The 21,317-nt window shown below is 70.1% G+C and carries 21 protein-coding genes; 10 read left to right on the forward strand and 11 right to left on the reverse strand.

Translation table 11 applies throughout. The annotated features are described in order from the left end of the window. Positions 1 to 44: 44 nt before the first annotated feature. From AB0B90_RS01310 to AB0B90_RS01320, 3 genes are all read right to left on the reverse strand, one after another. A complete protein-coding gene (locus AB0B90_RS01310; RefSeq protein ID WP_362920175.1) occupies positions 45 to 845 on the reverse strand; it encodes a hypothetical protein in 801 nt (266 codons plus the stop codon). Positions 846 to 1,082: 237 nt separating this feature from the next. Then, complete coding sequence (locus AB0B90_RS01315) at positions 1,083 to 1,886, reverse strand: ABC transporter permease (protein ID WP_362920177.1); 804 nt, start codon at positions 1,884 to 1,886, stop codon at positions 1,083 to 1,085. 67 nt (positions 1,887 to 1,953) lie between these two features. After that, entirely contained in the window at positions 1,954 to 2,931 is a 978-nt protein-coding gene (locus AB0B90_RS01320) for an ATP-binding cassette domain-containing protein (protein ID WP_350943488.1), read from the reverse strand. 100 nt (positions 2,932 to 3,031) lie between these two features. On the opposite strand from AB0B90_RS01320, the gene AB0B90_RS01325 reads away from it, so the two are divergent. The 3 genes from AB0B90_RS01325 to AB0B90_RS01335 are packed head-to-tail and all read left to right on the forward strand — an operon-like array spanning position 3,032 to position 6,488. Then, positions 3,032 to 4,180: a helix-turn-helix domain-containing protein gene (locus AB0B90_RS01325; protein WP_362920179.1), complete on the forward strand. Its 1,149-nt coding sequence runs from the start codon at positions 3,032 to 3,034 to the stop codon at positions 4,178 to 4,180. Continuing rightward, positions 4,177 to 4,809 carry a transcriptional regulator gene (locus AB0B90_RS01330; protein ID WP_350943486.1) on the forward strand — a complete coding sequence of 211 codons (633 nt, stop codon included), beginning with the start codon at positions 4,177 to 4,179 and terminating at the stop codon, positions 4,807 to 4,809. The genes AB0B90_RS01325 and AB0B90_RS01330 overlap by 4 nt, the downstream gene beginning before the upstream one ends. Further along, a complete protein-coding gene (locus AB0B90_RS01335) occupies positions 4,806 to 6,488 on the forward strand; it encodes a pyruvate, phosphate dikinase (protein WP_362920181.1) in 1,683 nt (560 codons plus the stop codon). The genes AB0B90_RS01330 and AB0B90_RS01335 overlap by 4 nt, the downstream gene beginning before the upstream one ends. A gap of 143 nt (positions 6,489 to 6,631) precedes the next feature. Here AB0B90_RS01335 and AB0B90_RS01340 read toward each other — a convergent pair whose 3' ends face one another. Together AB0B90_RS01340 and AB0B90_RS01345 are read right to left on the reverse strand one after the other, a co-directional pair. Then, complete coding sequence (locus AB0B90_RS01340) at positions 6,632 to 7,357, reverse strand: alpha/beta hydrolase (protein ID WP_362920183.1); 726 nt, start codon at positions 7,355 to 7,357, stop codon at positions 6,632 to 6,634. Positions 7,358 to 7,665: 308 nt separating this feature from the next. After that, entirely contained in the window at positions 7,666 to 8,253 is a 588-nt protein-coding gene (locus AB0B90_RS01345) for a histidine phosphatase family protein (RefSeq protein ID WP_362920185.1), read from the reverse strand. 367 nt (positions 8,254 to 8,620) lie between these two features. Here AB0B90_RS01345 and AB0B90_RS01350 point away from each other — a divergent pair, with 367 nt between their 5' ends. After that, entirely contained in the window at positions 8,621 to 9,817 is a 1,197-nt protein-coding gene (locus AB0B90_RS01350) for a pentapeptide repeat-containing protein (RefSeq protein WP_362896217.1), read from the forward strand. 195 nt (positions 9,818 to 10,012) lie between these two features. Here the strand turns inward: AB0B90_RS01350 and AB0B90_RS01355 are convergent, their stop codons facing one another. After that, positions 10,013 to 10,414: an ATP-binding protein gene (locus AB0B90_RS01355; protein ID WP_362920187.1), complete on the reverse strand. Its 402-nt coding sequence runs from the start codon at positions 10,412 to 10,414 to the stop codon at positions 10,013 to 10,015. A gap of 210 nt (positions 10,415 to 10,624) precedes the next feature. On the opposite strand from AB0B90_RS01355, the gene AB0B90_RS01360 reads away from it, so the two are divergent. Together AB0B90_RS01360 and AB0B90_RS01365 are read left to right on the forward strand one after the other, a co-directional pair. Continuing rightward, on the forward strand, positions 10,625 to 11,488 hold the full coding sequence (locus AB0B90_RS01360) for a helix-turn-helix transcriptional regulator (RefSeq protein WP_362920189.1): 864 nt from the start codon (positions 10,625 to 10,627) through the stop codon (positions 11,486 to 11,488). A 17-nt stretch (positions 11,489 to 11,505) separates the two neighbouring features. Continuing rightward, positions 11,506 to 11,736 (forward strand): DUF397 domain-containing protein, encoded by a 231-nt coding sequence (locus AB0B90_RS01365; protein WP_362920191.1) that lies wholly within the window; start codon positions 11,506 to 11,508, stop codon positions 11,734 to 11,736. Positions 11,737 to 11,788: 52 nt separating this feature from the next. Here the strand turns inward: AB0B90_RS01365 and AB0B90_RS01370 are convergent, their stop codons facing one another. After that, positions 11,789 to 13,183, reverse strand: a complete 1,395-nt coding sequence (locus tag AB0B90_RS01370; protein WP_362920193.1) for an NAD(P)H-quinone dehydrogenase — start codon at positions 13,181 to 13,183, stop codon at positions 11,789 to 11,791. Between the two features lie 153 nt (positions 13,184 to 13,336). Here AB0B90_RS01370 and AB0B90_RS01375 point away from each other — a divergent pair, with 153 nt between their 5' ends. The 4 genes from AB0B90_RS01375 (at position 13,337) to AB0B90_RS01390 (ending at position 17,958) form a co-directional block, all read left to right on the forward strand. Next, the gene (locus AB0B90_RS01375; RefSeq protein ID WP_350943474.1) at positions 13,337 to 13,789 is read left to right on the forward strand and encodes a gamma-glutamylcyclotransferase; all 453 of its coding nucleotides are present in this window, start codon (positions 13,337 to 13,339) and stop codon (positions 13,787 to 13,789) included. Positions 13,790 to 14,149: 360 nt separating this feature from the next. After that, positions 14,150 to 15,292: a chromate efflux transporter gene (gene chrA, locus AB0B90_RS01380; RefSeq protein ID WP_362920195.1), complete on the forward strand. Its 1,143-nt coding sequence runs from the start codon at positions 14,150 to 14,152 to the stop codon at positions 15,290 to 15,292. 204 nt (positions 15,293 to 15,496) lie between these two features. Then, positions 15,497 to 16,300, forward strand: a complete 804-nt coding sequence (locus AB0B90_RS01385) for a purine-nucleoside phosphorylase (RefSeq protein ID WP_350943471.1) — start codon at positions 15,497 to 15,499, stop codon at positions 16,298 to 16,300. 14 nt (positions 16,301 to 16,314) lie between these two features. Beyond that, on the forward strand, positions 16,315 to 17,958 hold the full coding sequence (locus AB0B90_RS01390) for a phospho-sugar mutase (RefSeq protein ID WP_350943470.1): 1,644 nt from the start codon (positions 16,315 to 16,317) through the stop codon (positions 17,956 to 17,958). 55 nt (positions 17,959 to 18,013) lie between these two features. Here AB0B90_RS01390 and AB0B90_RS01395 read toward each other — a convergent pair whose 3' ends face one another. The 4 genes from AB0B90_RS01395 to AB0B90_RS01410 form a co-directional block, all read right to left on the reverse strand. Next, positions 18,014 to 18,793, reverse strand: coding sequence for a hypothetical protein (locus AB0B90_RS01395; protein ID WP_362920198.1), 780 nt, complete (start codon positions 18,791 to 18,793; stop codon positions 18,014 to 18,016). 32 nt (positions 18,794 to 18,825) lie between these two features. Beyond that, a complete protein-coding gene (locus AB0B90_RS01400) occupies positions 18,826 to 19,905 on the reverse strand; it encodes an adenosine deaminase (RefSeq protein ID WP_350943466.1) in 1,080 nt (359 codons plus the stop codon). Positions 19,906 to 20,085: 180 nt separating this feature from the next. Beyond that, the gene (locus tag AB0B90_RS01405) at positions 20,086 to 20,442 is read right to left on the reverse strand and encodes an AraC family ligand binding domain-containing protein (RefSeq protein ID WP_350943465.1); all 357 of its coding nucleotides are present in this window, start codon (positions 20,440 to 20,442) and stop codon (positions 20,086 to 20,088) included. 56 nt (positions 20,443 to 20,498) lie between these two features. Further along, a complete protein-coding gene (locus AB0B90_RS01410; protein ID WP_362763073.1) occupies positions 20,499 to 21,119 on the reverse strand; it encodes a hypothetical protein in 621 nt (206 codons plus the stop codon). Positions 21,120 to 21,317 lie beyond the last annotated feature (198 nt).

Below are 21,317 nucleotides of genomic sequence, written 5' to 3' on the forward strand. Positions count from 1 at the left end.
ACCGAGGCCGGCCCGTCTCATGACAACAGCGCCACCGTCAGCTGTCACAACCCGTCCCTGTCCTCAAGCTTGGTCGTCACCTTGTTCGCGGGCGGCGCCTTGATGGAGACCCTGCTGCCCCAGCCGGTGAATCGGGTCTCGACGCTGATCGTCTTGCCCTCCCACCCGGTGCTGTCGAAGATGCCGACGACGGGGAAGGACGTGGTCAGGCGCTGTGGCAGGTGGTTTCTGTCCACGGTGAGTTTGAACGTCACCACGGTCTTGTCGCTCGACCGGAGCGGCAGGGTGGCGCGGAACCAGGGCGAGACCTTGGCGAGCCTGCCGAAGGTGGTGGTGCCGCTGTAGGTGGTACGTGACTTCTTGGCCCCCTTGAGCAGGCTGGTGAGGGTCGCCGGCTCGGCGACGTTCACCAGCTGGCTGAACCAGCCGTCCGTACCGCCCGTCATGCCGTCCGGGTCCTTGTACCAACTCTTGCCTCGCGGCATTTTGTCGCGATAGGTGCCACCTTGGGAGTAGCTCGTGGTGCCGACCCGGATCGTTCGTTCGGGAACGGGCGGATTGAGGCGATCGTCGGCCGGGCGGGCACTCTGCGAGCTGATGTCGGAGGCGACGACCCCGCCTCGGCCGAACTGGAAGGAACCGGTGCGCCGCAGGTAAGGCTGGCCCTCGCCATCTTCGATCATGGTGCTCCGATCGCTGAACCTCACCCCCTTGCCCGGAACGAACTGGCTCTTCAACGCCTTGACCGGATCGGCGGGGGCGGCCTGAGCCTGGGCTTGGGCCGGTGTCCCGGTCACGAGCGCGACGGCCGTGACCGCGGAGATGCTCGCGATCATTCGCTTCATAGGGGTTCCTCGATAGTCCGGGAAAAGAAGGGCAATCTTCCCCGACCTTGATCACGGACGTGTCTCACCCCCTGCGGGCCGCCATGGCCGAGCACCAGGAACGCGGCTCGTTTCAAGGAGTACCGACCGTACCGGTGCAGGACCTCGACCTGCCCATAGGACGGAGTCCGGTTTTGCAGGTGCGACGGCGCGGCCGACGATTCCCCGAAATCTTCATGTCGCTTCACCGAGGCCGGGTCATTGCTGGCGGCTGTAGGCGCGGATGGCGAGGGGGCAGAAGACCACGAAGAGGGCCGCGCACCAGATGAGCGTGGTGGTGACGGTGCCGCCGACCGGGGTGCCGTTGAGGAGGGCGCGGCAGGCGTCCATGGCGTGGGTGACGGGGTTGATCTCGGCCCAGGCTCGCAGCCAGCCGGGCAGGGTCTCGACGGGAGCGGCGAGGCTGGTGCCGAGCTGCAACGGCAGGAAACCGATGAAGCTGATCGCGAGGACGGTGTCGGCGCTCTTGACGAGGACGCCGAAGAACACGGTGACCCAGCTGAGGCAGAAGCCGAAGGTGATGGCGAGGCCGGCGGCGGCGAGGGCCGCGGGGAGACCGCCGTGGGCGCGGAAGCCGAGGAGCGTGCCGATGGCGAAGAGAATGGCGACGGCGAGCAGATAGCGGACGATGTCGGCCAGTACGGAGCCGAGCAGGGGCGCGAGGCGGCTGATGGGCAGGCTGCGGAACCGGTCGGTGACGCCGTTCTTGAGGTCGAGGTTGATGTTGGTGCCGGTCGAGACCAACCCGGCGAGGCCGGCGCCCATGACGAGGATGCCGGGGAAGAGGTACTGCAGGTAGTCGGCGGTGGAGCCGGCCACGGAGCCGCCGAAGAGATAGAGGAAGAGCACCATGAACAGGGCGGGTGTGACGACCCCGTTGATGATCGGGCCGGGGTTGCGGGTGGTCTTGGCGAGGCTGCGGCCGGCGAGCACGAAGCTGTGCCGTAGCCAGGCGAGGGGCCGGGTGCGCGGTGGTTCGATGCTGGACACGGTGGCGGTCATCGGGCGGCCCTCGTCGGTTCGTCGGCGGCGGTGGTAGGTATTCCGGTACGCGATCGTTCGGTGGCGGTCATCGTGCGGCTTTCGTCGGTTCTTCGGCGGAGGCGGCGGGGGTGGCGGGTGTTCCGGTCAGGGCGAGGAAGACCTCGTCGAGGCTGGGCAGGCGCAGCGACAGCTCGGAGACGCCGATGCGGCTTTCACGCAGCCGGGCGGCGATCTCGAAGAAGTCCGCGTCACCGGTGACGGGCACGACCAGCTCGTGGCGGCTGGAGCGCTCCGGGGCCCGGCCCGCGACGTCGGCCAGGATGCGGGCGGCCACGTCGGTGTCGGCGGGGTCGTTCGGCCGCACGGCGATGGTGTGCCCGCCGACTTCTCGTTTCAGCTCGGCGGGGGTGCCGGAGGCGATGACCCGTCCCTGGTCGATGACGGCGATGGCGTCGGCGAGGGCGTCGGCCTCTTCGAGGTACTGGGTGGTGAGCAGGACGGTGACGCCGTCCGCGCTCAGGCCCCGGATCATCTGCCACAGCTCGTCGCGTTTGCCGGGGTCCAGTCCCACCGAGGGCTCGTCGAGGAAGACCACCTCGGGGTGTCCGACCATGCTCGCGGCGAGGTCGAGGCGGCGGCGCATGCCACCGGAGTAGCCGGCCACCGGTCTTTTCGCCGCGTCCTCCAGGCCGAAACGGGCGAGCAGGTCGGTGGCGCGCAGGAGCGCCTGCGACCGGGACAGGTCGAGGAGCCGGCCGATCATGACCAGGTTCGCCAGGCCGGTCAGCTCCTCGTCCACGCTGGTGTGCTGGCCCGACAGCGCGATCCGGCGGCGCACCTCTCCCGGCTGGCGTACCACGTCGAACCCGGCCACGGACGCGCGTCCGCCGTCGGGACGCAGCAGGGTCGCGAGGACGCGGATCACGGTGGTCTTTCCCGCACCGTTGGGTCCCAGCAGGCCGAGCACCTGTCCGCGCGGAGCGGCCAGATCGACACCGTCCAGCGCGGTGACCTTGCCGAACGCCTTGGCCAACCCTTCGGTCTCGAACCCATGATCGCTCACCTTCACCATCCTTCATCTCGATCGTCTCGCAATTCAGATGTTCCTAACATCTGAATTTTGAGAGTATCCTAATGCCGATGGTTCGCAGAAAGGAACGGTGATGGTTCGACTGACGCGGGTGCAGCAGCAGGAGCGCACCCGGAGGTTCGTGCTGACGGCGGCGAGGGAGGAGTTCACCGAGCACGGCTACGCGGCGGCCAAGGTCGACCGGATCGCCGATCGGGCCGACCTGACCCGCGGGGCGGTCTACTCGAACTTCCCGAGCAAGCGCGCGCTGTATCTCGCGGTGCTGATCGACATGGTCGAGAACCCCACCGCGGACGAGCCGCCGCCACCGCCGGCCCAGCCGACGACGACGTCCGATGCACTGGGCGCGTTCGCCAGGACCTGGCTCGAACGGCTGCCTCTGGTCGGCGACACGGCCTCCGGAGGGCGCCTGCACCTGCGCTCGCTCGGCGGCGTCCTCGACGACGAGCGGGGGCGTACGGTGCTGGCGCAGGTCGTCAGGGTGGAGGCGTTGCTGCTCGCCCTCGCCCTGGAGTCGTGCGAACAGGACCGCGCGACGCCGGTGCGGCGGGTACGGCTCGCCGAGCTGGCGCTGACGCTGCTGGACGGTTCGGGTCACCTGGCCGAGAGCGCGCCGGGATTCGGCGACCCCTTCGACCTGGCACGCGCGTGTGAGCATCTGGCCGGGATCGAGCTCACCGACACCTGGGAGCCGCCGTATCTTCCCTATGTCACTCCGGCGCGACCGTGCGAGGACACGTGGGATCCGCCCGCCGAACTCACGGATCGGATCAGCGGGGGTCGGGCCGACCTCGGCGCCGACGGCCTGATCACGGTGCTGGGGGCCGGTCGTCTCGCCGCCGTCGAGGAGGCCGTCCGTTCCGCCCGGCCCGGCGAGCAGGTGACGGTGGTCGTCGTCACGGACGACGCCGCCGAGACGGGCCGCCTCGTACGGCTCAGGATCACCGATCTCGTCGGCTGCCTGCGGCGGGTCTTCGCTCCAGACGCCTGGCGGCGTGTCCGGCTCGTCCTCGACGGCGCCGCCCTGGTGGCGTCGGCGATCGGCCTGACGGACCTCGACGACGAGACGGAGTCCGCCGTACGCGTCCGGAACGGCGCGATCGTCGCCCGAGCCCACGGGCGAGGCGCCGCGTACGCGGCCTCGACCTCCGACGTCTCGACCTCCGGCACCTCCACCGCCGACGACTCGAACGACACCCTGCCGAAGGGGCCCACGTCATGACCCGATCCGAGTCTTTCGCGACCGACACCGGTCTGTCGGTGCTCCACGCCCTGCGCTGCAGCGGCGCCTCCGGCCTCACCCGCCTCGCCGGCACCACGGGGCTCGGTGAATCCGACGTCGAGTCCGAGCTGATCGATCTCGCGGTCGCCGGTCTCGTCACGTATGCGGGCGGCGACTTCGGCGGGTGGAGTCTCACCGACGTCGGCCGGGTCGTGAACGCCGAACGCCTCGCCGCCGAGTTGGAGTCGGCCGGTGCCCGTGCCGCCGTGCAGGCGGCGTTCGACGACTTTCTCGTGCTCAACCCGGAACTGCTCGAACTGTGCACGGCGTGGCAGATCCGGTCCGTCGACGGTGTCATGGCCGCCAACGACCATCGTGACGCCTCCTACGACGCCCGCGTCCTCTCCCGGTTCGTCGACTTCGACCGGCGTGCCGCCGTCGTCGGTGCCCGGCTGTCCGCGGCGTTGCCCCGCTTCGGCCGCTACCGGGTCCGTCTTACCGAGGCACTCGATCGCGCCGCCGCCGGCGAGTTGGCGTACGTGGCCGACGACTTCTCGTCGTACCACATCGTGTGGGCGGAGCTGCACGAGGACCTGCACGCCACACTCGGGATCCCCCGATGGGTATGAGATGGGTTCGCCCGCTCTCTCCGCGTGTCGAGGAGACGGCGGAGACGCTGGGCGGCAAGGCACACGGTCTCCTGGTCCTGAGACGTCTCGGGTTGCCGGTGCCCCCCGGGTTCGTCGTCACCACCCACGCGTGTCGCACGTTCCTGCGCGACGGGCGTCTTCCCGACGGGCTCGACGACGAACTCGCGGCGGCCGTCGCCGATCTCGAAGCCTCCACCGGGCGTCGCTTCGGGGGATCACGGACGCCGTTGGCGGTCTCCGTTCGCTCCGGGGCCGAGGTGTCGATGCCCGGCATGATGAACACGATCCTCAACCTCGGCCTCACGACCGAGGCCACGGCCGCTCTGGCGTCCGAGACGGGCGACGCGCGGTTCGCGCTGAACTCACGGTTGCGGTTCCTGGCCGGCTTCGCCGCCGCGATCGTCAACGTGGACGACGGAACCCTCGGGCAAGGGGCAGGCGACGAGCAGGCACGGATCGAGGCGATCGAGGAGCTCATCCGGCGACGGTGGGGCCGGCCGATCCCGGACGACGCGGCGCGGCAGTTGGAGTCGGCGGTCGAGGCCGTGTTCTCGTCGTGGGACACACCGCGCGCCAGAACCTACCGCGAGCTGCACGACATCCCGCACGACCTCGGTACGGCCGTGATCGTGCAGACGATGGTCTTCGGGAACCGCGATGGCCGCAGCGGCACCGGGGTCGCGTTCAGCCGCGACCCCAACACCGGGGAGAACGTCCCGTTCGGTGAGGTCCTGTTCGGGCACCAGGGTGAGGACGTCGTCTCCGGCAGCTCACTCACCCGGCCGCTGCGCGAACTCGCCGACCGGGAACCGGCGGTGTGGGCCGGCCTCCTGGACGCGCTGCGCCGGGTCGAGGGGCACTACCGCGACGCGTGCTACGTCGAGTTCACCTTCCAGGCCGGGGAGCTGTGGATTCTGCAGGTCCGGCCGGGAAGGTTCGTCGGGGGTGCCGCCGTCCGCGTCGCGACCGACCTCGCCGACGAGCGGGTGATCGGGCGGCACGAAGCGCTGCTCAGGATCTCACCGCGGCATCTCCCGCACGTCCGCACACCCCGGATCGCGGGAACCGCCGACATCCTGGCCAGGGGGATCGGCGCCTGCCCCGGTGTCGCGGCCGGCAGGGTGGCGACCACCTCGGACGGAGCGGTACGCATGGCCGCGGACGGCCCGGTCATCCTGGTACGGCCGGAGACCTCCCCGCACGACATGCACGGTCTGTCGGCCGCCGCCGGAATCGTCACCGCCCGCGGCGGGCCGGCCAGCCACGCCGCGGTCGTCGCGCGATCGATGGGAAAGCCCGCTGTGGTGGGGATCGGCGACCTCGTCGTCGACGTCACCGGCGCCTCGGTGCGGGCCGGTGGACGCACCGTCGGTGAGGGCACCCTCGTCACCATCGACGGGACCGGCGGCGAGGTCGCCCTCGGCAGTCCCGGTGTCGTCACGACCGGGGCCGACGCACACCTGCGCCGGCTCCTCGAATGGGCCGACGAGGTGTCGGGCGACCACTCGGAACGCGACGAGGCCCTGCGCCTCGGCGCCGCCCATGCCGTACTCCGTCACGGCCAGGACCTTGGGTCCTCGGGTGGGCGAGAGACCGGCGCGTCCCGTCACGGGGGCACGGGTCGATCGCGATTGGGAGACGGTGACTCTTCGACGTGACCGCCTACCGCGCGGGCGTGAAGCCTCATCTTCCCGTATCCGCACGAACCGGCCTTGGGAGTCCGGTCCCGTCCGGGCCCCTCACATGGATCAACGGTCATCCATGTGAGAGGCCGCGGGGAGCTCGTCAAACGGCGACGCTCCTATCCAAGGTGCCGGGTGAGGAACCGCAGCGCGGTGTCGGTTTCGAACTCGGGGACTCCCCCGTGGTCGCCGGGGTTGGCGTGCAGCGTCTTCTCGGTCGAGCCCAGGGCGTCGAACAGCGCCAGCGCCTGGTCTCTGGGAACTCGCGTGTCGTCCCACTGGAGCAGGAACTGCACCGGCACGGTGACCCGGGCGGCGCTCTCGGCCAGCCCGTGCACGCCGAGCAGGCCCAGCACCGCGGCGCGGATCCGGGGCTCGACGGCGAGGAGCGGCACGCCGAGCCCGCAGCCCATCGACACCCCCCAGTAGCCGACCGGGCCGGTGCCCACATGGTCGAGCTCCTGGACCGCGGTCAGAACGGCCTGCCAGTCGGCGACGGCCTGCTCTGCCAGCAGGTCGTGCATGGCCGCGACCAGCCCGGCCGGATCCTCGCCGGCGGCCATGCGGGCCCGCATGTCGCCCGCGAACCGGAGGAACCGTTCGCTTTTCCGCCGCTCGCCGTGGTTGGGAGCGTCGATCGTCGCGACGGCGAAACCTCCCTCGGCGGCGAACCGGTACGCGCCGGCCAGGACGCCGGGTGCTCTCCTGTGCTGGCCGCCACCGTGTCCCATCAGGATCAGCGGGCGGGTTCCGGTGGCGCCTTCCGGCGTGAACAACACGCCGGGGATCTCGCCGAGGGTGAAGGACCGTTCGGTGACGCCGTCGGTCGACGTCTGAGAGGTCAAGCTGAAGCGCATGGCGTTCGAAGCCTTTCGGGGGTGCCTTGTCGGGCGCTCCCTAGACCATGCGTGGGAGGGAGCCCCGATCTGTCGTCACAGCGTTGATCGGTCTCACCTCCTTCGGTCGTATTGCCGCACGGCGCCGCCGAACGTATCACACGGACCTCTGCGGGCACAGGCCGCCCGGCGCGGTACCCGGCCTGGCCCGCTCCGGTCCGGCCTCGCCGGGTAACCGGCACGTCGGAGCGGTCGTGCATGCTCCCCGCTCGGCCCGCGCCGTCGAGCGTCCGGGACGGTCCTGGTCGATCGTGTGCTCAGGGTCGCGTGCCCGGCCCGAACCCCGTCCAGCGCAGGTCGGGCGGGAGGTGGCCCATGTCGTTGTACAACAGCACCGTCGGCGCCACGGCGTCGCGATACTCGATCGCCGTCAGCGCCGTGTTTCCGCAGTTCAGCCCCAGCCATCGCACCGGTGGCGCGTCGAGGGCGTGCCGCAGCAGCCAGGCCACCGGATAGGCGTGGGTGACCAGGACCTCGTGGGTCTCGGTCTCCGCCGGGCGCGCGAACCTGTCGACCAGCGCGTCCGCGAGGGCCGCGCCCGCGGCGGCCTCCTCCGCGTCGTACCCGTCGAAGAACCCCGCCCACGCGGGGGGCATCTCGTCCGGCACGTACGGCACATGGTCGATCAGCTCGGCCGCTTCGCGCACCGCAGCGCCCGGCAGGTGCTCGCCGACGATCTGGGCGGAGCGCACCGCCCGGGGAAGGGGCGAATGCCACACGACGTCGACGGGCAGGGCGGCCAGGCGCTTCCCGACCAGCTCGGACTGCCGCTGCCCGACGTCGGTCAACGTGCCGAACGCGTCCGCCACGCCGTGCCGCATCACGTACAGGTGCCGAGTCGCCATCGTCAGCTCCCAGGTCTCGGGGTGTGGGGACCGGATCCTCGTACGGCTCCGAGGCGCCGTACGGCGAGGGCCGACGCTCCTCTCCGCCGCCCGGTGCGGGCCTGCTCGGAGAGGTCCGAGCACACCGCACCCCGAATCAGCCGAACCATCGCCACCCCCTTTCCCAGAACAACAGAAATCAGGATACTAACAAAATCCAAATGTTTTCAACATCTGAACAATGAGAAGCGCGAGCCCTGCCGTCACGCGACGGAGGTAGCCCCACCGGGAGGTTGTCCACGAACCCCGGCGCGAAAGGTGCAAGTGGGTGTCTAGCGTGATGCAATGGTCCGCTGCCACGATCGGGGCTGCTTTGAAGGAGGCTCCCGTGCGTCGTCCCATCCCCCTGGCTCTCATCGTCGCGATCTTCGCGCTCTCGGGGACAGTCATCTCTCCCGCCCAGGCCGCGGCCGGGCCGTGCAAGCCCGGTCAGGGCGTCAACCTGCGCGGCAAGGACTTCACCAGGGGCGCCCAGCTTCCCGTCACCCTGCGCTGCGCCGACCTGACCGGGGCGAAGCTGAACGGTGTGGAACTCATCCAGAAGGACCTCACCGGAGCGATCCTGCGCGGCGCCTCGCTCAGGCAGGCCAACCTCACCCAGGCCACGCTGAAGTACGCCGACCTGCGGGGCGCCAACCTCACCGAGGCCGACCTGGGGCAGATGCACGCCGACCACGCCGACCTGCGCAAGGCGATCCTGGTCGACGCCGAGGCCGGACAGGCGGAGTTCCCGCACGCGGACCTGACCGGGGCGAAGCTGACCAGGGCCGAGCTGACCCAGGTCAACTTCACCAACGCCAAGCTGGTCGACGCCGACCTGGAGGAGAGCACCCCCGGCCAGCTCAAGGCGCGCAAGGCCGACTTCACCAGGGCCAAGCTCCGCGAGGCCAAGATGAGCCAGGCGAACCTGCGCAACGCGACGTTCAAGGACGCCGACGTGCGCGAGGTCGAGTTCACCCAGGCCGAGCTGGACGGCGCCGACTTCACCGGCGCGCTGGTCGAGGCCGCGTCCTTCATCCAGGCCGACGACGTCGACCTCACCGGCGCCAAGGGCACCCCCACCGGTCTCACCGTCCCGCTCCCGACCTCGCTGCCCGACCTCGACATCTTCGGAGCCAGGGAAACGAACGCCCCGCAGGACGACCCCATCCAGAGCGGCGGCCCGTCCGTCGGACTCGTCATGGTCGTGCTCAGCGCGGTGGGCCTGGCGCTGACCGTGGTGGCCTGGGGCGTCAGCGCCCAGCGGCGGAGCCGGCGCAACGCCCGGTTCGTGCTGATGCGGAACGGCGCGGAGGAGAACATCACCCGGCTGGGCGAGGAGATCGACCAGCTCGACTACGAGTTCCAGGTCAGCGGTCGCGGCGGCATGACCGCCGACCGCGACTGGCGCCTCGCCCTCGACGCCTACGAGGCGGCCAAGCAGGCCCTTCTCGTCGCCCGCCGCGAAGAGGAACTGCACTTCGTGGCCCGCGCCGTCCAGGACGGCAGAGCCGCCCTGGACCGCCTCCGCCCCCGCGTCCACTGACACGGTTCGGCGGGACGGCGGCGATCGAGAGAACGTGGGTTCGGGCAGGTGCGCGTGAGGCGTCCGAGCCGAGGCGCCGCGAAGGGGACGAGGAAGCGGTGGACAACGCTCCGCGAGGTTCACTGACCACCTCGACCTCTTACCCGTGTCGAGATCACCGGTACGTGAAAGCGACAGAGGCCGCCCCCCTGCCTCTCAGCGCCCGTCTTGGACAGCCCACTTGAGTTCCGCCCACACAGTCCGGCCTTCCTCATCGCCCTCGGTGCCCATCTGCGTGCTTAACGCGGCAACGATGGCCAGCCCTCTCCCGCTTTCGAGCATCTCTCCCGGAACGTGAGAAGGAAGGGTCGGCACTGTAGGCCCTCCGGCGTCCGTTACGGCGACCCGGACAGAGCCATCCATCAGCCGGACCTCGACCGTGAACACGTCGCCGTGGGACTTGGTGTGGACTACCGCGTTCGAAGCCAGCTCGGCAAGGCAGGCGATCGCGTCATCCAGGACGGGACATCCGGCCAGGAGTGCTCCAACGAGTCTGCGGACATCGTGGAGCTGGTCCGGATCTCCGGGAAAAGACCCACGCCACGTTACGCCGATCACGATGTGCCCCCCTCGCTACGAGTAGCGCGGCCAACGCACGCGAACGTTCTCATGTCGTTCACAACCTCTCGGATACAGAGAGTAATGAGTTGAACACGATGAACTGTGGCATGCGCTCTGCAAATCTGCACAGCGGAATCGTGAACTCCTCCCATATGCGTGACAGAGGTGTAACCTTCGACCACTGTCCGTACACAAAGGAGGGTGACCGTGAACGCCAAGCGCGGAGTGACTCTGCGATCTCAGTGGCTGGGCAAGCAGCTCCGTGAACTACGGGAGGCAGCCAATCTCACCCTCAAAGAAACCGGCGATTTCCTGCAACGCGACGGTTCCACAGTCAGCCGTTTCGAAGCCGGCCTGTACCCTGCCCGGACACCGGATGTCATCGCGCTGCTCGATCTGTACGGTGTCGCAGGAGAGCAGCGACGAGACGGACTCATCCGGCTGAGCCGCGACGTCTGGCAGAGCGGCTGGTGGGACAACTACTCCGAGGACCTGTCCCTGAACATCGTCGACTACGCCTGGCTGGAGTCACGCGCTCAGAGGATCAGATCGTTCGACGCGTTCGTCATCCCAGGACTGCTCCAGACCAGGGAATACATGGATGCCATGATCCGAGCCGAGGAACCCACGGCAGATCCAGAACAGGTCGACCGCTGGATCAAGTTCCGGCAGACCCGCCAGCAGATCTTGAACACGGACAACGCGCCAAACCTCATCGCGGTTCTCGACGAGGCCACGCTGCGCCGCAGAGTAGGCGGATTCGAAGTTATGCATGATCAGCTCGATCGACTCCTCGCCTCCGCGAACCAGACGAACATCGAACTCCGCGTGTTGCCCCTCAGTGCAGGTGCCCACGCCAGCCCCGACGGGGCCTTTCGAATCTTCGAGATCTCCGGCCCCTACCCCGCCGTCGCCTATGTCCCGAGCCCCGCTGGTGCGATATACGTTGAAGCCGAAGCCGCCAACAGGCTTGCGTCCAAGTTCGACCGCATTTGCCATGATTCGCTCGACCCCAAGAAATCCATCGAGTTGATCACAGCGATCGCGGAAAAGTTCCATCAGCCCACATGAATGGAGCCGCACCGCTCATGTCCGCTCCCGAGCACACTCCGATTTCCTGGCACATCAGCAGCTTCAGTGCCGACGGCGGCGGCAACTGCGTCGAGGCGGGGGCGGTGAACGACGGCACTGGACGTATCGCCGTACGGCACAGCAAAGATCCCGATGGACCGATGATCCACTACACCCGCGCGGAATGGGACGCCTTCATCTCCGGTGTCCGTGCCGGAGAGTTCGACTTCGGTCCGGGATCTTCCTGAAAGTCGAGCGGACCTTGTTGACCGGGTCCCGGTCCCCTCTCCAGCCGGACGGTCAGATGCCGCTGGGGGTCATCGGCTGCATGAGGCGGCGGGCGGCCTCGGTGACGGAGCCGGACAGGGAAGGGTAGACCGCGAAGGTGTGGGCGATCTGGTCGACGGTGAGTCTCTGCTGCACGGCGACCGAGACCCCGAGGATCAGCTCGGAGGCGCGGGGGGCGACCACGACGCCGCCGAGGATGATGCCGGTGTTGGGGCGGCAGAAGAGCTTCACGAAGCCGTCGTTGAAACCCTGCATCTTGGCGCGGGCGTTGGTGGCGAGCGGCAGCTTGACGATGTTGGCCTCGATCTCACCGTTCTCGATCGCCCGCTCGGCGATGCCCACGGCGGCGATCTCGGGGTCGGTGAAGATAGCGGAGGCCACGGTCGCGAGGCGGAGCGGGTGCACGGCCTCGCCGAGGGCGTGCCAGACGGCGATCCGGCCCTGCATGGCGGCGACCGAGGCGAGCATCAGGACACCGGTGCAGTCTCCGGCCGCGTAGACGCCGGGCGCGGAGGTGCGGGAGACCTTGTCGACCTGGATGAAGCCGCCCCGGTCAAGGGTGACCCCGGCCTCCTCGAGGCCGATCCCCGCGGTGTTGGGGACCATGCCGACCGTCATCAGGCAGTGGCTGCCCTCGGCGGTCCGGCCGTCCTCCAGGGTGACGACCACGCCGTCCGGGGTGCGCTTGACGGACTCGGCGCGGGAGCGGCCCATGACGTTCATGCCACGGCGCCGGTATACCTCTTCGAGGACCTCGGCGGCGTCGGCGTCCTCGTTGGGCATCATGCGGTCGCGGGAGGAGACGAGCGTGACCTCCGAGCCCAGCGAGCGGTAGGCCCCGGCGAACTCCGCGCCGGTGACGCCGGAGCCGACCACGATGAGGTGTTCGGGCAGCTCCTCCAGGTCGTACAGCTGGCGCCAGGTGAGGATGCGCTCGCCGTCGGGCTCGGCGCCGTTGAGGATGCGCGGGGTCGCGCCGGTCGCCACGATGACGACGTCCGCGCGGATCGTCCGGTCTCCCGCCCTGACCACCTGCGGGTCGACCAGCCGCCCGGGGGCCTTGATCACCTCGACGCCCTCCGCCGCCAGCCGGGCGGCGATGTCCGCGGACTGGGCGCGAGCGAGCTCCTTGACGCGCCTGTTCACCAGTGGCATGTCGGCGATGACGCCGCCGACGTCGCCGTCGGGGCCACCGGTGTAGTGGACTCCCAGCATGCTGGCGTCGAGGAGCGCCTGCTTGCGCACCGAGGTGGCGATCAGCGTCTTGGACGGCACGCAGTCGGTGAGGACGCAGGCCCCGCCGGGGCCGTCCTGTTCGACCACGGTGACCTGCGCTCCCAGCTGGGCGGCGACCAGCGCCGCCTCGTATCCGCCGGGACCGCCACCGATGATCACTATCCTCGTCACATGGCCCATTCTCCCGCATGACGGGACCGGGCATCGCTGGGCACCCCTCCCAAACCACGAAACCACCACAAAACCATCGAGATTCCACCAGTCATCGGCGTGGCCTCGAAGCCGGGTGAGCGTCTCGCGGATCTTGGATTAGTGTTTGTCTCCGTGCCTGTCTACGCCGCTTACGGCAGCAACATGGACCCGAAGCAGATGGCCCAGCGGGCCCCTCACTCCCCGATCAGGGGGACGGGCTGGCTCCAGGGCTGGCGTCTGACCTTCGGCGGGAACGATCTCGGCTGGGAGGGCGCGCTCGCCTCCATCGTCGAGGACCCTGACGACCAGGTCTTCGTCGTCCTCTACGACGTGCCCGAGTGGGACGAGAGCTCCCTCGACCAGTGGGAGGGCGCGGCGCGCGGCCTCTATCACAAGGTCAAGCTCCGGGTGCAGACCATGGAGGGCGAGGTCGTGGCGTGGTTCTACGTGCTCGACGGGTACGAGGGCGGGCTGCCCTCGGCCCGCTACCTCGGCATCCTGGCCGAGGCCGCCGAGCGCGCGGGCGCCCCCGACGACTACGTCAGGGAGCTGCGTGGGCGTCCCTGCACCTCGCTGGGAAGCTGACCTCCCTGCAGAGACCCCCGGGCTCCCTGCGAGCCGAGGCACTCCGGGCGCGCACATGACGATCTCCCGGGGGAACTCCCCCCGGGAGCCTGAGAGCATCGCTCGTCACCTCCCGCACAGGGACACGCGGATCGCCGTCACGCGGAAGGCCGGCGTGAGCAGGCCGCACGCGGACACGCGCGAGAGGTGGGCCTGACCGAGCCTGACCCGCTCGAACGAGTTCGCCGCACGCGGGCACGCGCGGGGGTGGAGTTAACCCGGAGGCCACCCCGCCTTCACCTGGGAAAATGTCATGATTCCCTGGTGAATGACGTACCTCCCGAAAATGGCGAAACCGGGCGCGGTTCATCCCTGCGCGAGGTGACCTGGCTGTTCCTGCGGCTGGGCGTCATCGCCTTCGGAGGACCCGCGGCGCACATCGCGATGATGCACGACGAGGTGGTGCGGCGGCGCGGCTGGCTGACCGAGCAGCGTTTCCTTGATCTCATCGGCGCGACCAACCTCATCCCCGGCCCCAACTCCACGGAGATGGCCATCCACATCGGCTACGACCGTGCCGGGTGGCGCGGCCTGGTGTCCGCCGGGGTCTGTTTCATCCTGCCCGCCGCGCTCATGGTCGGCGGGCTGGCGGCCCTGTACGTCCACTACGGCCACACCCCTGCGGTGAGCGGGATCCTTTACGGCATCAGGCCCGTCGTCATCGCGATCATCATCTGGGCCCTGCTCTCCCTGGTCCGTACCGCGCTGGGGACCACCTATCTGTGGATCCTGGCCGTGGGTGTCCTGACGGCCTACCTGCTCGGCGTGAACGAGCTGCTCCTGCTCGTTGCCGGGGCCCTGCTCACGGTGGCGGTACGGACGGCCTCCGCTTGGCGCTCCCGCCCGCGCGGGCCGGGTGAGAAACCTCACGGGAACGGCGCGCGGGCGCTGCTGGCCGCACCGCTGGTCCTCACCGGTGGCCAGGACCCCGACCAGTTGCTCCGGCTCTTCCTCACCATGCTCAAGATCGGGGCCGTCCTGTACGGGAGCGGCTACGTCCTGCTCGCCTTCCTGGAGGGCGACTTCGTCCATCGGCTCGGCTGGCTCACCGGCACCCAGCTCACCGACGCCGTCTCGATCGGCCAGTTCACCCCCGGTCCGGTGTTCACCACGGCCACCTTCGTCGGCTACCTGATCGCCGGGGTCCCCGGCGCGATCGTCGCCACCGTCGCGATCTTCCTGCCGAGCTTCCTGCTGGTCGGGCTGCTCACCAAGATCACCGACCGGATCAGGGCGAGGACCTGGTCGAGCGCGCTGCTCGACGGGGTGAACGCCGCCTCGCTCGCCCTGATGGCCGGAGTCGCGTTCCAGCTCGGCCGCATCTCCCTGGTCGATCCGCTCACCTGGGCGCTCACCGCGGGAACACTGCTCGTGCTGTGGAGGACGAAGCTGAACTCGGCGTGGCTGATCGCGGCCGGAGCGGCGGTCGGCCTGGTCTCGGTGGCCGTCACCGGGCTCGGCTGAACGTCCCGGGCGCGTCGCGTCCTTCACTGGGCGGCCCGGACGCGTCACCCCCTCCGCCGAGCGGGGACGGGCCCGAGCGGGGACGGGCCTCAGCGGGAAGCGGATCCGAGGAGGAGACGGACCTGAGCAGGGGACGGACCTGCCCTCCCCCTGAGCAGGGGACACGACGCTGTGTGAAGGCAGCCGACCGGTACGCTCACTGACGTGACCAATGACCCGTATGCACTCGCCACCGACGCTGCGAACGCGCTGAGAAGCGCCGTCGGCGTGGACTCCTTCGATGTCGCGCTGGTGATGGGCTCCGGCTGGGTCCCGGCCGCCGACGTGATCGGTGAGACGGTCGCCGAGATCCCGGTGACCGATCTGCCCGGCTTCGCGCCACCCGCCGTGCAGGGCCACGCGGGCCGGATCCGCGCCGTACGAACCGAGTCGGGCAAGAACGCACTGATCTTCCTGGGCCGTACCCACCTCTACGAGGGCCGCGGCGTGGACCCGGTCGTGCACGGCGTACGGACCGCGATCAAGGCCGGGGTGGGCACGGTCGTGCTGACCAACGCCGCCGGGGGCCTGCGCCCCGAGACCCAGGAGGTCGGCGAGGCGGTGCTGATCAGTGACCACATCAACCTGACCGGCGCCAGCCCGATCACCGGCGCCACCTTCGTCGACCTCACCGACGTCTACACCCCGCGCCTGCGCGAACTGGCCCGCGAGGCCGACCCTTCGCTGAAAGAGGGCGTCTACGTGGCCTTCCGCGGCCCGACGTACGAGACTCCGGCCGAGGTTCGCATGTGCCGCATCCTCGGCGGCGACATGGTCGGCATGTCCACCGTGCTCGAGGCGATCGCGGCCCGCGAGGGCGGTGCCGAGGTGCTGGGCATCTCCCTGGTCACGAACCCGGGCGCCGGACTGGTGGGCGAGCCGCTCAACCACGAGGAGGTGCTGGAGGTCGGTCGCGCCACCGCCGCGCGCATGGGCGGCCTGCTGGCCGGCGTCGTCGGCAAGCTGTGACCCGGGAGGTGACGATGAGCAGCGATCTCGCGGGGCTCGCCCGTTCCTGGCTCGCCCAGGACCCCGACCCCGACACGCGCGCGGAGCTGAAGAAGCTGCTGGAGAGCGGTGACGGCGACGCGCTGCGCGAGCGGTTCGGTTCCCGGCTGGAGTTCGGCACCGCGGGGCTCAGGGGTGAGCTGGGCGCCGGCCCCAACCGGATGAACCGGGTGACGGTCATGCGCGCCGCGGCCGGGCTCGCCCGCGTACTCGGCCCCGGCAAACACGTCGTGATCGGCTACGACGCCCGGCACAAGTCGGACGCCTTCGCCCACGACACCGCGGCCGTACTCACCGGGGCCGGGCTGCGCGCCTCGGTCCTCCCCCGGCCGCTGCCCACCCCCGTGCTCGCCTTCGCCGTCCGCCACCTCGGCGCCGACGCGGGCGTGACCGTCACCGCCAGCCACAACCCGCCCCGCGACAACGGCTACAAGGTCTACTGGGGCGACGGCTCCCAGATCGTGCCGCCGGTCGACGCCGAGATCTCCGCCGCCATCGACGCGACGGGGCCCGTCTCCGAGCTGCCCCTCGGCTCCCCCGGCGACCCGGCGTGGAACGAGCTGGACGACGACGTCGTGGACGCCTATCTGGAGGCGGTGACCGCGCTCCCGATCGGCGACGCCCGCGAGCTGCGGGTGGCGTACACCCCGCTGCACGGTGTGGGCGGCGACACCCTGACCAGGGCCTTCGCCGCCGCGGGGTTCGACGCGCCCGCGACCGTCGAGGCGCAGGCCGCGCCCGACCCCGACTTCCCCACCGTCGCCTTCCCCAACCCGGAGGAGCCGGGCGCGATGGACCTCGCCCTGGAGCTCGCCGAACGCGTCGGCGCGGACCTGGTGCTGGCCAACGACCCCGACGCGGACCGCTGCGCGGTGGGCGTGCCGCTGCCCGGCGGCGGCTACCGGATGCTGACCGGCGACGAGGTGGGCGCCCTGCTGGGCGAGCACGTGATCCGGCGGACCTCGGGTGACGGCCGCCTGGTGGCGACCACCATCGTGTCGTCGTCCCTGCTCGGCAAGATCGCCGCCGAGTACGGGGTGCGCTGCGCCGAGACCCTCACCGGCTTCAAGTGGATCATGAAGGCAGGCGAGGGCCTGCGGTTCGGGTACGAGGAGGCGCTGGGATACAGCGTCGGCTCCGACCTCGGACTGCCCGTGCACGACAAGGACGGCATCGGCGCGGCGCTGACCGTGGCCGGGATCGCCGCGCAGGCGAAGCTGGAGGGTCGCGGCCTGCTCGATCTCCTGGACGACCTGGCCCGCCGGCACGGCCTGCACGCCACCTCCCAGCTGTCCTTCCGGGTGGCCGACCTGTCGCTGATCACCGGGGCCATGTCCCGCCTGCGGGACGCGCCGCCCGCGCGGCTCGGCGGTCGCGAGGTCGAGGCCGCCGACGACCTGAGCCTCGGCGCGGGCGGGCTGCCGCCCACCGACGGCCTTCGCTACCACCTGGCGGGAGGAGCCCGGGTCGTCGTCCGCCCTTCGGGGACCGAGCCCAAGCTCAAGTGCTACCTGGAGGTCGTGGTCCCGGTGACCGGCGAGGTCTCCGAGGCCCGCGCGCGGGCGGTGCGGGATCTCGACGCGCTGAAGGCCGACCTCACCGAGGCCCTCGGCCTCTGACCCGGCCAGGACTCCCGGCCGCTGACCCCATCACGGCTCCCGGCCTCCGACCCCGTCAGGCGAGGAAGGCCGCGATCACCAGCAGGGCGGCGGCGGCCAGCGCGGCCAGGGCGCCCGGCGACCAGGTGATCGTGAGCGCGCCGGTTCCGGGCGCGGCACCCGCTTCGGACGCGGCACCGGCTTCGGGTATGACGCCCTCCTCAGGCGCGGCTCCGGCCTCGGACACAGCACCCGCTCCGGGCTCGGCTCCGGTTCCGCCGCTACCCTCGGTCGCCACCCCCGGCCCGGTCGCGTCGTCCTTCGTGGTCGCGGCGAGTGAGGCCGCGCGCCTGGCGGATTCCGCGCGTTCGGTGATCTGCTCGGCCACCCAGTCGGCGTGGGTCCTGCCCGCCAGCGCCTCGGCGGCGGCCTGCTCGGCCTTCGATCGGACCGGCTCGGTCCTGAAGCGCCCCCGGGCGGGCGTGGCCGCGGCCCTCCCCCTGCGCGCGGCCGCCGCCCGCTCGCGGGCGGAGGTCTGCGGCACCCAGCAGCGGACGCTCTCATCGCCGGAGGTGATCGTGATCGAGTGGGAGACCGTGACCTCGTCCACGCCCAGCCAGGGCACGAAGGCGTTTCTCAGCGGGTTGCGGACGTGGACGCCCTCCTCGGTGAGGAGGATCGCCGGGCGCAGGCAGCCGACGAAGACCAGCGCGGTCAGCACCGCCAGCACCGCCGCGGCGATCATCGACATCCGCCCGCTGTAGCGGACGACCAGATCGACCGCGTTGACCGCGGCGAAGGCCATCCAGACCCAGCCGACGATCATCGCGAGGTTGGAGCGGAACACCTGCTTCATCGGAAAAGCTCACTTCACTCGGGCGAGCCCGTTCACACCTGCCACTTGAGGCGGGCGAACCCGGGCTTGATGACGCCGTTGATGAGCGACAGGCGCTCGTCGAACGGCAGGAACGCGGACTTCATGGCGTTGACGGTGAACCACTGCATGTCGTCCCAGCCGTAGCCGAACGCCTCCGACAGCTTGGCGAACTCCTCGGAGACGGACGTACCGCTCATCAGCCGGTTGTCGGTGTTGACCGTGACCCGGAAGTTCAGGCGGCGCAGCAGGCCGATCGGGTGCTCGGCGATGGAGGCCGCCGCACCGGTCTGCAGATTGGACGTCGGGCACATCTCCAGGGGGATGCGCTTGTCACGGACGTAGGCCGCCAGGCGGCCCAGCTTGGGCTCGGCGTCGCCGGAGACGGAGATGTCGTCGATGATCCGGACACCGTGACCGAGACGGTCGGCGCCGCACCACTGGATCGCCTGCCAGATCGACGGCAGGCCGAACGCCTCGCCCGCGTGGATGGTGAAGTGGGCGTTCTCCCGCTGGAGGTATTCGAAGGCGTCGAGGTGGCGGGTGGGAGGGTAGCCCGCCTCCGCTCCGGCGATGTCGAACCCCGCCACCCCGGCGTCGCGGTAGCGGACCGCGAGTTCGGCGATCTCCATGGACCTGGCCTGGTGGCGCATCGCGGTGAGCAGCGTGCCCACCCGGATGCCACGGCCCGCCGAACCGGTGTCGAAGCCCTCCTGCACGGCCTCGATGACCTCTTCGAGGCTCAGGCCCGCGGAGGTGTGCTGCTCGGGCGCGTAACGCACCTCGGCGTAGACGACGCCGTCGTTCGCCAGGTCCTCGGCGCACTCGGCGGCGACCCTCACCAGCGCCTCGCGCGTCTGCATGACGCCGACCGTGTGGTCGAAGGTCTCCAGGTAGCGCTCCAGCGAGCCGGAGTCGGCGGACTCCCTGAACCAGGCGCGCAGGCTCTCCGTCTCGGTCGCGGGCAATCTGTCGTAGCCCGACTCGCGGGCCAGCTCGATGATGGTCTCCGGCCGAAGGCCACCGTCGAGGTGATCGTGGAGCAACACCTTCGGAGCCAGGCGGATCTGCTCGAAAGTGGGTAGCTGACTCATTCGGTAACCTTACCGTCAGGGGCCTGACCAGTCGGCCTGCGCGAAGGCGCCGTCACGGCCCGGCCTGGGAATGTTCGCACGGGTGTCCCGCGCGAGGGGGACCACGAGGGGACACGGCGCCGATCCCGGTACGGAGACACCGGGATCGACGCGCGACGAACCGTCACCGGGGCCGCCCCCTCACTCACCCTCGCGGTTGACGGTCTCCGGGGAGAAGGCCGGCAGGCAGACGGCGACGTACTCGGCGCCGTCGGGACCTGAGCTGTAGCGGATACGCTCCCCCGGCTCGCACAGGAACACCTGCCCGACGCCGACCTCGGTCGTGCCCTCGTCGTGCTCCACGATGACGGTGCCCTTGAGCACCAGCGTGTATTCGGCGAACTCCGGCGTCTGGGCGGGCTCGTCCCACCCGGCCGGGGCCTTCATGTACGCGATCGAGATCCGAGGGTCGCCGCTGTTGGCCAGACCGACGTATTCGTCGATCGTCTTGCCACCGGGGACGGGAATCCGTGTCGCGCTGTCGATTTTGCGTACCATCAGGCCAGTCTGTCACCCGGTCTCGGGGCCCGGCGCCACCCGGTTCCCCGGCGCTCTCAGTGTGAGATGTCGACGACCAGCCGGTTCGGGCTCTTCTGCTCCAGAACCCGGAACGGCGCCTTGCGGTCGAGGACGACGCCCACGCTCACCACGCCCTCGAAGTCACCGACCTTGACCACGTTCTGGACGTTGCCCAACTGGGCCTGGAAGATCGGGCCGCCCTTCCAGGTGGACTGGCCCGCCTCGGTGTGCGCGACGGCCGGGGTGATCGTCAACTGCAGGTAGGCGCCGCCCTTGACGTCGACCTTGTCTCCCGAGCCGTCCTGGACGAGTTCGGAGACCCACCGCGCCCGGTAGCCAGGCAGCTCGCCCTTGAGGTCGATCACCACCCGGTCGAACCCCTGGTGCTCGGCGAACCGGGCCCCGGTGACGATCGGCTGGGTGGAGACGGCGCGGTCGACCTCGATCTCCTTGGTGCTCGTCGGAGGAAGGAGGGCCGCCGTGGCGGCGGAGGGCGTGGGGGACGTGGTCGACGTGGAGGACGGATCCGCCGGAGCCGTGGTCGCCGTGGTCGGTGTGTCCGCCGGGGACGGGGTCGCGGTCTGCGTGGCCGAGCCGCAGCCGGCCGCGAACAGGAGCACGGGGACGAGCGCGAGAGGAACGAGGGTGCGGTTCATGATGAGCCTCCTGCCCCGTTAGATGCTCGGATCCCCTGAGAGGTTCACCCTCCGGCCGACCACATGCGCCCTCGCCGGATCGTGACACCTTGTCGAGGAAGTAGTCAAGCACCCTTCCCCTCTCCGGACGTCCTCCTGACGATCTCCGGACGTCCCTCTGACAGCTAAGACGCTCCGGACGCGAGGGCGTACCGGGCG

The organism is Streptosporangium sp. NPDC049078 (assembly GCF_040648855.1).
GTDB lineage: Bacteria > Actinomycetota > Actinomycetes > Streptosporangiales > Streptosporangiaceae > Streptosporangium.